A 14,354-nucleotide genomic window follows, 5' to 3' on the forward strand; every position below is an offset into this window, starting at 1 on the left:
CATATGTATCTCATGAAATCTCGATTCCTTGTGGGATAATCGTTAGCGGAGGGAGGATAGTGATTTATGCTATTACTACATAAATAAAGCGTTGTGAAACTTAAAATATTTGATTGGTATCTTAATTATGCAATTAGATGTCAGATAAATATTTTCCAACATACAATCCACTTGCAGCAGCTTGAGATAATGAATGAGTGACGCCTGAACAATCCCCAACTAAAAATAGTCCATGTATATTTGTTTCAAAATGATTATTGAGTTTTATCGTAGGAGCATAAAACTTTCCGTCAATTCCATATAATAAAGTATCTTTATCGATCGGTTCTTGGATAAATTGTTCTAAGCGTAATAAAAATTCTTTAAGTCCTTCAATATATAATGGAGGAATTTCTGTATGCAAATCTCCATAATCTCCTTGTAGTGTAGGTTGTATACGGTTATGTTTCATATCGTTCGCTATTGTAGGTTCTTTTTTTAATAAGTCCTCTAAGCGCTGTATAACAATCCGATCTTGTCCTTGGTTAATGCCTTTAATAATTGAGCTTGCATACAGATTTGCTTCTTTGAGAGTTGGAAAATAAAGCGGGATAAATAAAGTGAAGTTTAAGTTAGGTGTACCAGTTCCTTTCTCCCGAAAATTTTGACCGTCAGGCATAACTAGACCTTCTTCGTACTTTCTAATAATGCGTCCTTTTGGATTCATACAGTACGTAGTTGCTGTGAAACCTTTATGCTCATACGAAAGTTTTGTCTCAAATGTATCTTTTAATATAGAACGTAATTGGTGTTCTTTCATCTCTACCCTGATACCTAAATCTACACGAGTTTGTTCCTGAAAAATATGTAGAGAAGTGCACATCTCCTTTAACCAATCTGCTCCGGAACGCCCAGTTGCAAATACTAGTTGTCTAGATTGAAATGTTCCTTCATTTGTATCTATAGTAAAATGATCTTTCTGTTTCATAATATGTTGTACATCTATATGAAATTGTATATTTATTTTCGTAAGTAAAAATTCATAGAGTTGCTGAAAAATGTCACTTGAAAGGGTAGTACCAAGATGCCGTACTTCTGTTGTTAGCATTTGTAAACCACACGATTCAGCTCTCTTATTGAGATTTGGATTTTCTGTAGAATATTTTGAAACTGAATTTCCTCCGAACTGACATAGAATTTCATCTACTTCAGCCATAAGTTGTATAAAACCCTCTTTCCCAACTTTTTGCTCAAGTTCTCCACCAAATCCGTTTGTATAATTAAATTTCCCTTCAGATTTTCCTAAACCAGCAAATCCGAAATATTTATCACATGTAGTACAATTACAAGCTTTTCCTTCGTCTAAAGGACAATGGCGATTTTCTAGCGCTTTACCTTTATCAAGAATTAAAACCTTTTTGTTACTTTTAGCTAGTGAATAAGCCATAAAAATGCTACTTACTCCAGCGCCGATAATTGTAACATCATACATATTTTTTCACCTGCTAACGAATAGTTTGTTTTTTATTTTTCTAGTGTATAACAATTTTATGAAGTTAAGAAATAGCTTTTATTAATAAAGAGGGAGTTTTTGAACTTGATGCTTTTTCATTTCTTCGACTGGTGGAGTAAATACAAATGTTTTTATTTGAAAGAAGGGATAGTTTTAAAAGATCACTATGTCATATGATTAATAAAAACTTATATATAAAAAACAGACCTTTTAAGTGAAAAGGTCTGTTAATGCATTTAAATCTTATTTAGCGAAGACGTGGTTACCGATTACTGCTACTGTTTGACGTGTCGTAATCCATTTGTCTGTTGATGTTTTCGGATTATAGAAATAAAGCCAATCAGAATGTATTCCATTTGTGGAGATAGCCTCTTCTACAGCCATTTTTGCTTCTGCGCTTGCAGGTTGATTAATTCTTCCATCTGTAACAGGAGTAAATGCATATCCGTATTTAATAGGTTCATAAATAACGCCTGTTATTGTATTTGGAAAACCTTTTGCGTTTACACGGTTTAGTATAACTTTCGCTACTGCTACTTTTCCTTTATACGATTCGCCACCTGCTTCAGCAGTAACTAAGCGTGCCATTAAGTCTTTTTCTTTTTCTGAAATGCTTGAGTTTATTTTTATATGTTGTCCTGTATAAAGCTTGTTTCCGACTGTATTGTTAATTTGTTTTATAGATTGAACGGTAACATTGTAACGCTTTGCTATCGCTTCCAATGAATCTCCCGGTTGTACTTGATAAATAATTTGCTCAGAAATGTTCGCAGGTTTGGCGTTTTGGCGAACAGTGATTTCATTTGAGTTGACGGAACCTGGAATATGTAACTGTTCGCCAATGAAAGTTTGATCGTTTCCTTTATGATTAGCCTGTTTAATGGATTGTATTGAAACGCCGTATTGTTTACTAATGCCCCAAAGTGTATCATTCTTCTTTACTGTATGAATGGTAGAAGCTTCAGCTGTACTTTGACTACATACGAATGTAATTGCAGCCGCAGATATAGGGATTATATGTTTTATTTTTAGTAATTTCATTGTAAATCCTCCTAAGAAAAAATTAAGGTAAAAATTTTAAGTAATGTAGTTTGAGATGTGTATATGCGTAATATATTAATGTAAGTATATTAGCACATATAAAATAAATAATCATTATAAGTTTCTTATTCATGTAGTGTAGAGCCCGAATATGAAATATTGCATATGAAAATACATTGAAGTTCATATTTTTGATTACTATAATCTATTTAGTAGAAAGGGAATATGTTATAGAAATCAAATCATTATAGATTAATATAATGATTTAGTTATTATTAATAGGAGGGTTGAAGTAATGAAAATATTTCAAAAAATGTGTGCGTCAACTATAATCATTACAACACTTTTAGGAACAGGAGGCGCTATCAATAGTGTACATGCTGATTCTATAGAACAGCAGAGTAAATTAGGAATAGAACAAGAAACAGATAAGCAAATCATTGTAAAATTTAAAGCGGATTTGGATTTGCCATATGAAGATGGTATTGAAAAACAAATACCATCTCAAACGAATGATAAAGTAATAAAAAATCTTTTGGCAGAATACCCAGATGTAACATTTACTCGTTTATTCACATCTGTAAGCCCGGAACAAATACAAAACCTTGAAGTGAAAGCACCTAATCATGTATCTACAAGTTTATTAAACTACTATATTCTTCAAAATCAAAATAGTGGGTATGAAGAAGAAATAGTAGATAAGTTAAAGGCATCTTCTTTAATAGAAGATGTCTATATGAAGAAACAAGAGAAAATAATGCCACCTGAAGTGCAATCATCAAGTGTAGCTCTTAATCCTAATAATAATCCTAGATTTAAAAAACAAGGTTATCTTGAAGCAGCCCCATACGGTATTAATGCGCCTTTCGCTTGGGGAATTCAAGGTGGTAATGGAAATGGTATCACTTTTGTTGATATGGAATACGGATGGCTATTAAATCATGAGGATTTAGTAAATCAAAATATTGAATTAATGTCTGGAAGAAATATAGATCAGCATGTCGGTCATGGGACGTCTGTACTAGGAATTGTCTCCTCTGAGGACAATGAAGTTGGAAATATTGGGATTGCGCCAAAAGCGAAAGCAAAAGTTATCTCTCAAATAAGAGATAACGGACAGTATAATACGGCTGATGCAATATTAAGTGCTGTAAATCAGTTAGAAGCTGGGGATGTTTTATTGTTAGAGGCACAAGCATCTTTCGATGGATATGGTGATAAATATTTACCTGTTGAAGTACAACCAGATATCTTTGATGCGATCCGTGCTGGTACAGATAAAGGTGTTGTCATTATAGAAGCTGGAGCAAATGGTTGGAATGATTTAGATCAATTTAAAGATAGAAATGGTAAACAAATTTTAAATCGTAATAGTAAAGATTTTAAAGATTCAGGTGCAATTATGGTAGGAGCGGGCTCTTCATCTCTCCCTCATGAGCGTATGTGGTTTTCGAATTATGGAAGCCGTATTGATGTCTATGGTTGGGGAGAAAACGTAGATACAACTACAGCTGAGCAAAGTCGAAGTGCTATAAATCTTTATACACCTAGCTTTAGTGGAACGTCGAGTGCGTCACCTATTATTGCCGGAGCAGCGACTTTAGTACAAAGCATTGCTAAAGAAAATTTAGGACAACCATATAGACCGAGTGAACTAAGAGCAATATTAAGCAACAAGAACACAGGAACAAAATCTAAAGATCCACATGTAGATAAAATAGGTGTTTTACCAGATTTGAAGTCTATACTAGTTAACTTAGGTTATGAACAAAGAAAACCAAACGGTGGGAATGAGTTACAAGTAATAGAAAATGAACCAAATAATGAGCCTAGACAGGCAAATAAAGTTAACTTTCATACACCGGTGAAAGGAACGCTACATAATAGTGATAGAGTAGATGTATTTACTTTCCAAATTGACTCACCGGAAAATATTAACATATCCCTACTAAATGAACAAAATATCGGAATGACATGGGTACTTCATCATGAATCAGATTTAAATAACTATGTAGCATATGGTGAAAATGAAGGGAATGTAGTTAAAGGAACTTATAATGCAAAGCCAGGTAAATATTATTTATACGTCTATAAATATGAGAATAAAGATGGTTCATATGTATTGAACATAAAATAAGCAAAAGGAACTTCAGATGAAGTTCCTTTGAATTTTTCTAATTTAGTATATGTGAATGATTTTTTAATTTTACTTCTATGCAATATTTCATACTTATGAAATGATATTTATTTTTTACTCACCAGATTATATTATATTCAATAAGTTTGATATAAAACAAAAAAAGGAGGAATAATAATGAGCAGTAAGAAATTTATTTTGAAATTATTCATATGTAGTACGATATTTATCACATTTGTATTTGCTTTACATGAGAAGAGAGTCGTTGCGGCTAGCTCTGTTAATGAGCTTGAAAATTGGTCAAAATGGATGCAACCTATACCTGATGATATCCCGTTAGCACGAATTTCAATTCCAGGAACACATGATAGTGGAACGTTTAAGTTGCAAAATCCGATTAAGCAAGTATGGGGAATGACGCAAGAATATGATTTTCGTTACCAAATGGATCATGGAGCTAGAATTTTTGATATAAGAGGACGTTTAACAGATGATAATACGATAGTTCTTCATCATGGGCCATTATATCTTTATGTAACCCTGCACGAATTCATAAACGAAGCGAAACAATTTTTAAAAGATAACCCGAGTGAAACAATTATTATGTCTTTAAAAAAAGAGTATGAGGATATGAAAGGAGCAGAAGGTTCCTTTAGTAATGTGTTTGAAAAAAAATATTTTGTTGATCCTATCTTTTTAAAAACAGAAGGAAATATAAAATTGGGAGATGCTCGTGGGAAAATTGTACTACTAAAAAGATATGGCGGTAGTAATGAATCTGGAGGATATAATAATTTTTATTGGCCAGATAATGAGACGTTTACGACAACTGTAAATCAAAACGTAAATGTAACGGTACAAGATAAATATAAAGTGGGTTATGATGAGAAAGTAAAATCTATTAAAGATACGATCAATGAAACGATGAATAATAGTGAGGATTTACATCATCTATATATTAATTTTACAAGTTTGTCTTCTGGTGGTACAGCATGGAATAGTCCATATTACTACGCCTCTTACATAAATCCTGAAATTGCAAACCATATAAAACAAAAGAATCCTACAAGAGTAGGTTGGATCATTCAAGATTATATAAATGAAAAGTGGTCACCATTACTGTATCAAGAAGTTATAAGAGCGAATGAGTCACTTATATAAGAATAAAGATGATGAGAGTAAGAAGCGATAAAATACGGCGCTTCTTATTAAAAATACAGTTTGTCTTGTAAACGGGACAATTTTCGAATTATCTCAATCGATGTTTCATTATGAAAAGGCCAAACTTTTAAATCGGATCAATTTTAAGTGAAAAATGAATATAATTAACTTTACGAAAAAGCAACTGATTATAAGTGATCAGTTGCTTTTTATTTTTAAAGTGGATGAGCAAAAAAACATGAAAGTGGTTGGTCCGTTTTTGGCAAACATCCATTATGATAAGAGAAGAAAGGTAGTATGTTATTAACATTTTAAAGAGGAAATTCTTTATTAAAATAGATTGTCTTTAGAGAGGTGGAAATACAATGATTTTTGCAATTTCACTAGTCGTTATTATTGTAGTTGGATCGCTGTTTGGGACCGTGCTAGTTGCGCGAAATGTGGAGGAGAATTACGGCAAGTCCACAAAGAGAAATGTGAAAAATTTATCTGTAATCTATATTCTCCTTCTTTTTGTTCTACTGCTAGGGGTAACATGGTATGCGGTAATAATTTGATAGTTTGTAACAGAACTGCAACGAGAGTATGAAGCTGGAATTTCAGAAGCTATCGAGTAATCAGAAACGGAGTTATTTTAATATATCCATTTTAGGATGAGAAAATGTGACTAATTAATACTATTTTTACGGTAAATACTGTTAGTAATAAATTGAGGGTAGTTAGCTTTGAAAGGAGGCAACTATATGGAATGGAAACCAAATCGTGCAGATAAGACGCCTGTATATAAACAAATAGCGGATTATATTGAAAGAGGTATTTCTTCAGGTGAGTTTCCTTCTGACAGTAAGTTACCTTCTGAGCGCATGTTAGCAAAAGAATTACAGGTGAATAGGAGTACGATAGTAGCTGCATATGAAGAATTAAAATCACTTGGAGTAGTAGAACGGCAAAAAGGAAGCGGAACACGGGTGAATACAGACATATGGGGTGTTTCACATAAACGAATACCGAACTGGGGTAGGTACGTTGAGGATGGATCGTTCTTACCTAACGTACCACTCGTTCAACAAATTAGAACGGAAACACAAAAAGAAGACTTAATTAATTTAGCGAGTGGTGAATTGTCACCAGAATTAATTCCGAGTGATAGATTCCGAACAATTTTGTCGGAGAAAACATTTATGGAAAACCTCGGTTATGACCATCCACTTGGAAATGAAATGTTGAGAAAAACAATTGCGGCACATGTTCAGCAATATAAACAAATTGAATCAGATTCGAATTCTATCCTTATTACATCAGGCGCACAACAGGCACTTAATCTTATCGTTCAATGCTTATTAAAACCTGGCGATGCGATTGCAATTGAGGACCCTTCGTATTGTTTTTCACTGCCGATGTTTAAATCTGCTGGCTTAAAAATATTCCATTTACCTGTTGATCAGCATGGAATGAATCCAGAAGACTTAATTGATTTGCATAAAAAGCATCGTATTCGTATGGTATTTTTAAATCCGGATTATCAAAATCCAACTGGAACTGTGCTTTCATTAGCAAGACGTAAAAAGATTTTAGAACTGTCTTCTGAATTTGGTATACCGATTGTAGAAGATGATCCGTATAGCTTAACTTCATTTAATGGAGAAGTGAATCCAACATTAAAATCAATGGATCAAAACGGCAATGTTCTTTATATAAGTTCATTATCAAAAATTGTTGCATCAGGATTACGTATTGGCTGGGTAATTGGCCCAATGCGTGTAATAGAACGTTTAGCGGATGCAAAGCAGCAAGTTGATTTTGGCCATAGCGTATTTACGCAGTGGGTGGCAAATCAATTTTTAGAATCAGAAGATTTTCATGCACATATTACAATGCTCCGTGGACAATTGAAGGAAAGAAGAGATGCGTTAATTAGAAAGCTTGAAGAAATATTAGGGGACCAGGTGGAATTCTTTGTTCCAGAGGGTGGAATACATTTATGGTGCAAAGTGCAAGGAACGTTTGATGAATATCATTTATTAGGTGAATCTATACGAAATGGTGTAGCGTTTGTCCCGGGGAGTGTTTTAGGTACTAAAAGTGAATATGTTCGTTTTACTTTTGGGAGAGTAAATGTCGAACAAATTCAGCTGGGAATGACGAGATTTGCGGAAACGTTAAATGAAATTTCATAATAGTAATGCGTAATATTGAAATGAGGGAAAGAAATGAAGTACGTGATGCTTTTACTTCAAGTAGGCGTGCTATATGTATTTAGCTTAGTTGGTACGTGGATTCAAGGGGTATTCCATCTATCAATGCCAGGAAGTTTAATAGGGATGTTAATGCTTTTTCTACTCCTTTCTATTCGTATTTTACCATTAAAGTGGTTTGAGGAAGGTGCGGAAAAGTTAATCGTATTTTTACCGTTATTTTTAATCCCTTCGACAACAGGACTGATGGAATACGGGTCTTTTCTTTTTAGTAAGGGAAGTAGTATATTCCTTTTAGTAGTTGCAAGTACGGTAGTAACTTTGATTGTTTCAGGGTATATAAGTCAATTAGTAGTAACATCCAAAAAATAAAATCGACAAGGTGCAAGATGCAAATGGTCTTAATTATTATTACAGTAGTAATTTATTTATTGGCGACAAAGTTATATAAAAAATTTACGTTTCCATTCACGTTACCGGTGTTAACAGTTACTACAATTATGATTTGTTTATTTTTGATTTTTGGTATTTCTCATCATGAGTATAGGGGAAATGGGGGAGACATTCTTTCAAGCTTATTGAGTCCTGCAATCGTAGCGTTAGCGATACCACTATTTAAAGAGCGAAAGATACTGATGAAAAACTTTTTATCGATACTAATCGGCGTAGTGACAGGTATACTGGCTTTAACGACTATGAATGTAGTGATTGGTGGAATGTTACATATAGATAAGGAACTTATACTAACCACCCTACCACAATTAGCAACGATGCCTATTGCTATTTCAATAGCGGAGCAAATTGGTGGCATTCCATCTATGACTGCTAGTTTTGTAGTTGTTGCGGGAATAACAGGTGCTATGATTGGACCAACAGTACTTAAGTTGTTCCGTATAACAAGTACGATTGGAAAAGGCGTGGGAATGGGCTGCGCATCACATATTATCGGGGTAAGTCGTCTCGTGAAGGAAGGCGAGAGAGAAGCGACAATCGGTTCGGTGACGATGATTGTTACGGGAATACTTATTAGTATATTCATACCGTTTGGAACGAAATTTATATTTTGACATGTAATGGAGATGATGAAAATGACAACATGGTTTATAGTTACATTATTTGTTTTTGGAGCTATTAAAGTATTAGTTTCTAGTATGCCGACTTCTGTTGTAGAATCAATTATTAGTAAATTTGAATTGCATCAAAAACTTGAGGAAGAGAATACCTCTATATCGATAGATGGAAAAAATATAGAGGGAGAAACGAAACTACAAGTTATTCATGAATTTAATGAGGCTTTATTTTTAGATAAGCATTATTTTCCGCCGCACGGGGAAGGAACACCAATCGTGATTAAAACGAAGAAAGGGAATAAAGAGATTAGCTTTTCTTTATATAGCCATGAAGAACATATTGATGTAATAAAGCAATATAAAAAGAAAATTGTTGCCTATCGTTTACGTTCAAAAAGTCTTCAAACTCTTGCACCATTAGTAATAACCGAAGAGTATGCTTAAGAAGAGATCTATAAGGATTTTTCAGACTGTAGACAAACTATTTTTTAAGAGTGCAGATGCTAAAAATAGTTTGTCTCTTACTTTATAGTGAATTTATCCAATGAGATATATACGTAGTGTTTTCTATGCTACAATTTACTATAAGTGAGGAAGGAAGGTGTCTTATGAAAATATCCGTTTATGTTGCAAGTGCATTTAGCAAGGATCATAAAGGCGGAAATAAAGCAGGAGTGGTATTTACTGAGAATAATACATTGACCACAACTCAAAAAATGGCAATAGCTAAACAACTGGGCTATGCGGAAACCGCATTTATATCAGAATCTGAAATTGCTGATTATAAATTTGAGTATTTTACACCAAAAGAAGAAGTTGATTTATGTGGTCACGCGACAATTGGCTCTTTCGTGATACTGATGCATTTAAATAAACTTTGCCAGAATCGCTATACGATTGAAACGAACAGCGGTGTTCTTACTATTACCATAAAAGATGACATCATATTTATGGAACAAAACAAACCGATATTCTATGATGTTGTATCTCCAAACGAGTTCATCGACTGTTTTGACATGAAAGCTATAGACGATAAATATCCAATTCAAATTGTCTCCACAGGCTTAAAAGATATTTTAATTCCTATAAAAAGCGAAACACGATTACATACACTGCAACCTAATTTTGAAAAAATTAAAGAAATTAGCAAGTATTATAATGTTGTCGGAATGCATCTATATACTTTTAATGACAATCGAATTATATGCAGAAATTTTGCTCCACTATACGACATCAATGAAGAAGCAGCGACTGGAACTTCAAACGGTGCATTAGCTTGCTACCTTTATGAACAGCACAACTTGCAAAAAGAAGTCTATGTATTTGAACAAGGTTATTCTTTACACTCGCCTTCTGAAATATTAGTTAAATTAGCAACCAATAGCAACAATAAAGTAGAAAAAGTTTATGTTGGCGGCAAAGGCTATTACTGTGAAACTAAGTATTTAAATGTAGAAAATATTGATTGAAAATAAAGAGATCTATAAGGATCTCTTTATTTTTGTATGAAATAATATACTTTCCAAATAAAAGAAAAGAAAATCATATAGCCAAATAAAGAATATGTATGATTCCAATCTAAGCTATGAATAAAGAAACTGAATCTTTCAGCAATCTGTTCAAAAATGCTAGCACAAATACCGATTGAAATAATAAAAAGAATTCTAGAAACTGTAGATAATCTTTTTGAAATTTGTATAAAAATCGTTGTTAAAATCGGTAGTACAAAGAGAGTAAAGCCGATGTTAACTGAAAATATGGAGGGAAAGGGTCTAACCGGAAAGGAATATAATTGTTTTGCAACAAAAAATGCATCTAAGTAAGTTCCGATAATAGAAGAGAGTAAGATTGTAATGACTAATGCGAAAAGGTTATTCGTCTTCTCGAAGGAGAACATTTTTCTTTGCAAGAATGGCAAGTTCAATTTTTTCGAGTGTTTTACAGTAGTCTTCTGTAATTTGTCCATTTATATTTTCCTCCTTATCAACTAAGTAATTTACGACTTGCCAGTCCGTAAACCAATCTTCACTGTCAACTTCTTCATGCTCTATATCTCGCCATGCGTAGATGAGTGCAGGACTGTATATACGATAAGCGCCATTACGCAACTGGCATTTCTTTATTCGGCGTTTATAAAACTCACGAGAAAAAGATTCATTCACACTTGAAAATAAATGAGGCCAGTAATCTTTCCTTGAGCCTGTATGAGGATGGTGTTGGGCCCAGCTTATTACTTGAGATAAAACATGTGTATCCCGAAATAATAATGAATACAACCTTTTTCCAATTAAGATCCGTTCGTGTAAGGAAGTGAAATGTTTCATTGTATCACCAAATAGTAATACGTTTTGTTTCTTATCATTTGCGTAGAATGGGAACAGGATATGATTAAACTGAAAGAAATCAAATAGTTTAAATCCAATACTATTTAGTACAGTCTTTTTAAAGTGTACATTTTGAATCACTCTTTTTTCTAAGTAGTTTTGTTCATTAATAATAGTTGCAATTGCTAATGTTTTTTTGTTACCTGTTTTCCAAAAATCGTTCCACATCGTTTCCATAAATGTAGAAACATTTAGGTGAGGGAGAAGGTGAAATAGCTTTTGTGCTCTTTTTACACTTTGTTCATAAAGCAGAAATTGAGGATAGACATCTTGAAAAATAAGCCAATTTCCTCTTTCTAAAAAAGAAAAAAATGTGATTTGCTCTTTCTCTGATAAAATTTTCGTATATAAATCTCCCCTTAAATCAGTCATATTCCAACCGCCGTTACGTGATACCATATGCCCAAGTAGTGCCCAATGTATTTCCGGATATTGAACGTAAAATTGGTAGTATGCACGTGTTCTTGTGACATTATTTTTATTTAGCTGTTCTGTCTGCATTTTTATGTTGTTGATGATGATTTGCTCTTCCTTCGTTAATTTATACATCGTGCCAGAATGAGTGAGTTTACTTTTTTGTTTCAATTCATTTTTCACATCAAATAGGGAGAGAGGCAGTGCCTTGGAAGGTCCGTTATATGTATGATTTGAATTGCTTCGGTACATTCCGTTACCTCCCTTTTTCATAAATTTAAAAATGACTATTGGCTATGAATCATTCTATTTATTTTATTACGAGTATAAGAAATAAATGAGCGCTGTTTATTACAAGGAATTTATCATACAAACAGTATAAAAAATCTTACTGTTGTGAGGTGAAATGAAAAACAGAAACTATTTTTAATAGTTTCTGTTTTTTTATTTTGTCAATTAAATGTAACAAACGACGATTATGATTTGAATCAATTGAAAATAATTCAATAAATGTTAATTGAAATGCTTGGTAGGAGGAAAAGGAATGCTAAATAAAATAATTTTAATCACTGGTGGCACAGGTTCGTGGGGACATGAGCTTATAAAGCAACTATTAGAAAAATCACCGAAAGAAATTAGGGTTTTTTCAAGAAATGAAACGGTTCAGTTTGAAATGCAGCAACAGTTTATAAATGATGATAGATTAAAATTTATTATTGGAGATATTCGTGACAAGGATCAATTAGTTTATGCATGCCAAGGTGTACATTATGTATTCCATCTTGCAGCTTTAAAACATGTTCCAGTATGTGAGTATTATCCTTATGAAGCTATAAAAACTAATATACATGGTACGCAAAATGTAATCGAAGCATCTTTACAGATGCAAGTTGAGAAAGTTATATATGTTTCAACGGATAAAGCAGCCGATCCATCAAATACGTATGGGATGACAAAAGCAATTGGTGAAAAGTTAATGGTTCATGCGAATGTACAAACGAAGAAAACAAAATTTATTTGTGTTCGTGGTGGAAATGTTTTAGGGACGAGTGGAAGTGTGGTACCGCTTTTTAAAAAACAAATTAAAAAATCTTCACAAGTAGGGATTACCGATGCGAATATGACTAGATTTTTCTTATCAATTGAAGATGCTGTTGGATTGTTATTTAAAGCCGTATATCAAGGCAGAGGCGGAGAGATCTTTGTTATGAAAATGCCGGCATGTAAAATAACAGATTTAGCAGAAGTGTTAATTGAAGATTCGAAAAAAGAAAATGTGAAGTTAAAAGAGGTAGGGATTAGGCCGGGTGAAAAATTAAGTGAAATGCTTTTATCTGAGGTAGAGAGTAAAACGAGTATAAGTTTTGATCAAAATTATTTTGTGGTACTACCTACTATTCCTATAGAAGGGCTTCAAGAATATTATGCTAGTTTTCCGCTTGTGGATGTGAAGAGTTTTAGTTCACAACAAGACTTACTTGCAAAACATGAAGTGAAACAAATGCTATTAAAAGGAGGATTTTTACGATGAAAAAAAATGCGAGCCTTTTAATAACTGGTGCAAATGGTTTTACAGGACGCCATGCTTGCCAATATTTTTTAGAACAGGGCTTTCATGTAATTCCTATGTTTCAAAATCGTACACATAGAGAAAAAAATGAAAATGGTATTACTTGTAATTTAACGAATAAGAGCGAAGTAATGAAGGTAATGAAACAAATAAAGCCAGATTATGTATTACATTTAGCCGGTAGGAATTCAGTCATAGAGTCTTGGACAGCTGCTCTTGAATATGTAGAAATTAATGCAATAGGGACGTTATATTTATTAGAAGCAATTAAGCAAGAAGCCTCGCATTGTAGAACATTAGTTATAGGATCTGCTTTGCAAGCAGATAGTATAAACGAAATAAAAATTTCAAATCCATATAGTTTAAGTAAAACAATGCAAGTCATTATTGCAGAGGCTTGGGGCGAATTAATGGGTTCAAATATTATCATTGCAAAGCCCTCAAACTTAATTGGTCCAGGAGTATCAAATGGTATTTGTTCGATTCTCGCAAAAAAAATGATAGATATAGAATCAGGTAGAAGTAAAGCCATTATTGAAGTAAACAGTTTGAAAGATAGTAGGGATTTTCTAGATGTACGTGATGCGGTTAAAGCGTATCATGTGTTATTACGAGATGGAATAAATGGAAAACAGTATAATATCGGATCAGGAGTGAAACGATCTTTATTAGAGGTACTAGAACAATATAAAGAATTAACTCAGCTGAATTTTTTCATAGAGGAAACAGAAAAAAGTGGCAGTGATTCAAATGATAGTTTAGTAATAGAGGAAATAAAAAGGTTAGGTTGGATCCCAGAAATTCAATTCCATCAATCATTAAAAGATGTACTTGAGTATGCGAAGTGTAGTGACATCTGCATGCAATGAAAAACAAAAAGGGTGTAAGAA

General features: G+C 33.2%; 14 protein-coding genes and 1 pseudogene. 11 read left to right on the plus strand and 4 right to left on the minus strand.

The features are described from left to right. Window positions 1-133 precede the first annotated feature (133 nt). Both PQF83_RS16225 and PQF83_RS16230 read right to left on the minus strand, forming a co-directional pair. The gene (locus PQF83_RS16225; RefSeq protein ID WP_000272417.1) at window positions 134-1,471 is read right to left on the minus strand and encodes an NAD(P)/FAD-dependent oxidoreductase; all 1,338 of its coding nucleotides are present in this window, start codon (window positions 1,469-1,471) and stop codon (window positions 134-136) included. Between the two features lie 264 nt (window positions 1,472-1,735). After that, on the minus strand, window positions 1,736-2,533 hold the full coding sequence (locus PQF83_RS16230) for a cell wall hydrolase (RefSeq protein WP_000770997.1): 798 nt from the start codon (window positions 2,531-2,533) through the stop codon (window positions 1,736-1,738). A gap of 295 nt (window positions 2,534-2,828) precedes the next feature. Between PQF83_RS16230 and PQF83_RS16235 the strand changes: the two genes are divergently transcribed. The 9 genes and pseudogenes from PQF83_RS16235 to PQF83_RS16275 all read left to right on the plus strand — a co-directional run bounded on the left by PQF83_RS16235 (window position 2,829) and on the right by PQF83_RS16275 (window position 10,565). Further along, complete coding sequence (locus PQF83_RS16235) at window positions 2,829-4,670, plus strand: S8 family peptidase (RefSeq protein ID WP_000689178.1); 1,842 nt, start codon at window positions 2,829-2,831, stop codon at window positions 4,668-4,670. Between the two features lie 177 nt (window positions 4,671-4,847). After that, window positions 4,848-5,831: a phosphatidylinositol diacylglycerol-lyase gene (gene plcA / locus PQF83_RS16240; RefSeq protein ID WP_000095616.1), complete on the plus strand. Its 984-nt coding sequence runs from the start codon at window positions 4,848-4,850 to the stop codon at window positions 5,829-5,831. 37 nt (window positions 5,832-5,868) lie between these two features. Further along, window positions 5,869-5,982 (plus strand): annotated as a pseudogene (locus tag PQF83_RS16245) (GntR family transcriptional regulator); the annotation flags it as partial. Between the two features lie 214 nt (window positions 5,983-6,196). Beyond that, window positions 6,197-6,388, plus strand: coding sequence for a hypothetical protein (locus PQF83_RS16250; protein ID WP_000575328.1), 192 nt, complete (start codon window positions 6,197-6,199; stop codon window positions 6,386-6,388). Between the two features lie 186 nt (window positions 6,389-6,574). Continuing rightward, the gene (pdxR, locus tag PQF83_RS16255; protein WP_000454977.1) at window positions 6,575-8,008 is read left to right on the plus strand and encodes a MocR-like pyridoxine biosynthesis transcription factor PdxR; all 1,434 of its coding nucleotides are present in this window, start codon (window positions 6,575-6,577) and stop codon (window positions 8,006-8,008) included. 33 nt (window positions 8,009-8,041) lie between these two features. Beyond that, complete coding sequence (locus tag PQF83_RS16260) at window positions 8,042-8,398, plus strand: CidA/LrgA family holin-like protein (protein WP_000878383.1); 357 nt, start codon at window positions 8,042-8,044, stop codon at window positions 8,396-8,398. Between the two features lie 23 nt (window positions 8,399-8,421). Beyond that, window positions 8,422-9,093, plus strand: coding sequence for an LrgB family protein (locus PQF83_RS16265; RefSeq protein WP_000242954.1), 672 nt, complete (start codon window positions 8,422-8,424; stop codon window positions 9,091-9,093). Between the two features lie 21 nt (window positions 9,094-9,114). Next, the gene (locus tag PQF83_RS16270; protein WP_000214638.1) at window positions 9,115-9,540 is read left to right on the plus strand and encodes a YfmQ family protein; all 426 of its coding nucleotides are present in this window, start codon (window positions 9,115-9,117) and stop codon (window positions 9,538-9,540) included. A 164-nt stretch (window positions 9,541-9,704) separates the two neighbouring features. After that, window positions 9,705-10,565 (plus strand): PhzF family phenazine biosynthesis protein, encoded by an 861-nt coding sequence (locus PQF83_RS16275; RefSeq protein WP_000704342.1) that lies wholly within the window; start codon window positions 9,705-9,707, stop codon window positions 10,563-10,565. A gap of 26 nt (window positions 10,566-10,591) precedes the next feature. On the opposite strand, the gene PQF83_RS16280 is transcribed toward PQF83_RS16275, so the two are convergent. Both PQF83_RS16280 and PQF83_RS16285 read right to left on the minus strand, forming a co-directional pair. Then, window positions 10,592-11,062 (minus strand): CBO0543 family protein, encoded by a 471-nt coding sequence (locus PQF83_RS16280; RefSeq protein ID WP_048519762.1) that lies wholly within the window; start codon window positions 11,060-11,062, stop codon window positions 10,592-10,594. Continuing rightward, window positions 10,968-12,146: a DUF2515 domain-containing protein gene (locus tag PQF83_RS16285; protein WP_000286278.1), complete on the minus strand. Its 1,179-nt coding sequence runs from the start codon at window positions 12,144-12,146 to the stop codon at window positions 10,968-10,970. The genes PQF83_RS16280 and PQF83_RS16285 overlap by 95 nt, the downstream gene beginning before the upstream one ends. A 292-nt stretch (window positions 12,147-12,438) precedes the next feature. Here PQF83_RS16285 and PQF83_RS16290 point away from each other — a divergent pair, with 292 nt between their 5' ends. Then, the gene (locus PQF83_RS16290) at window positions 12,439-13,425 is read left to right on the plus strand and encodes a UDP-N-acetylglucosamine 4,6-dehydratase family protein (RefSeq protein WP_000932605.1); all 987 of its coding nucleotides are present in this window, start codon (window positions 12,439-12,441) and stop codon (window positions 13,423-13,425) included. Further along, on the plus strand, window positions 13,422-14,333 hold the full coding sequence (locus PQF83_RS16295; RefSeq protein WP_000739104.1) for an NAD-dependent epimerase/dehydratase family protein: 912 nt from the start codon (window positions 13,422-13,424) through the stop codon (window positions 14,331-14,333). The genes PQF83_RS16290 and PQF83_RS16295 overlap by 4 nt, the downstream gene beginning before the upstream one ends. The last annotated feature ends 21 nt before the right edge of the window (window positions 14,334-14,354 follow it).

This window comes from Bacillus sp. FF-1 (assembly GCF_028548245.1).
In the GTDB taxonomy this organism is placed as follows: Bacteria; Bacillota; Bacilli; order Bacillales; family Bacillaceae_G; genus Bacillus_A; species Bacillus_A paranthracis.

Coding starts and splice junctions, on each gene's coding strand:
- PQF83_RS16225 (WP_000272417.1), bottom strand. CDS start 1,471: ATGTATGATGTTACAATTATCGGCGCTGGAGTAAGTAGCATTTTTATG.
- PQF83_RS16230 (WP_000770997.1), bottom strand. CDS start 2,533: ATGAAATTACTAAAAATAAAACATATAATCCCTATATCTGCGGCTGCA.
- PQF83_RS16235 (WP_000689178.1), top strand. CDS start 2,829: ATGAAAATATTTCAAAAAATGTGTGCGTCAACTATAATCATTACAACA.
- plcA (WP_000095616.1), top strand. CDS start 4,848: ATGAGCAGTAAGAAATTTATTTTGAAATTATTCATATGTAGTACGATA.
- PQF83_RS16250 (WP_000575328.1), top strand. CDS start 6,197: ATGATTTTTGCAATTTCACTAGTCGTTATTATTGTAGTTGGATCGCTG.
- pdxR (WP_000454977.1), top strand. CDS start 6,575: ATGGAATGGAAACCAAATCGTGCAGATAAGACGCCTGTATATAAACAA.
- PQF83_RS16260 (WP_000878383.1), top strand. CDS start 8,042: ATGAAGTACGTGATGCTTTTACTTCAAGTAGGCGTGCTATATGTATTT.
- PQF83_RS16265 (WP_000242954.1), top strand. CDS start 8,422: ATGGTCTTAATTATTATTACAGTAGTAATTTATTTATTGGCGACAAAG.
- PQF83_RS16270 (WP_000214638.1), top strand. CDS start 9,115: ATGACAACATGGTTTATAGTTACATTATTTGTTTTTGGAGCTATTAAA.
- PQF83_RS16275 (WP_000704342.1), top strand. CDS start 9,705: ATGAAAATATCCGTTTATGTTGCAAGTGCATTTAGCAAGGATCATAAA.
- PQF83_RS16280 (WP_048519762.1), bottom strand. CDS start 11,062: ATGGACAAATTACAGAAGACTACTGTAAAACACTCGAAAAAATTGAAC.
- PQF83_RS16285 (WP_000286278.1), bottom strand. CDS start 12,146: ATGTACCGAAGCAATTCAAATCATACATATAACGGACCTTCCAAGGCA.
- PQF83_RS16290 (WP_000932605.1), top strand. CDS start 12,439: ATGCTAAATAAAATAATTTTAATCACTGGTGGCACAGGTTCGTGGGGA.
- PQF83_RS16295 (WP_000739104.1), top strand. CDS start 13,422: ATGAAAAAAAATGCGAGCCTTTTAATAACTGGTGCAAATGGTTTTACA.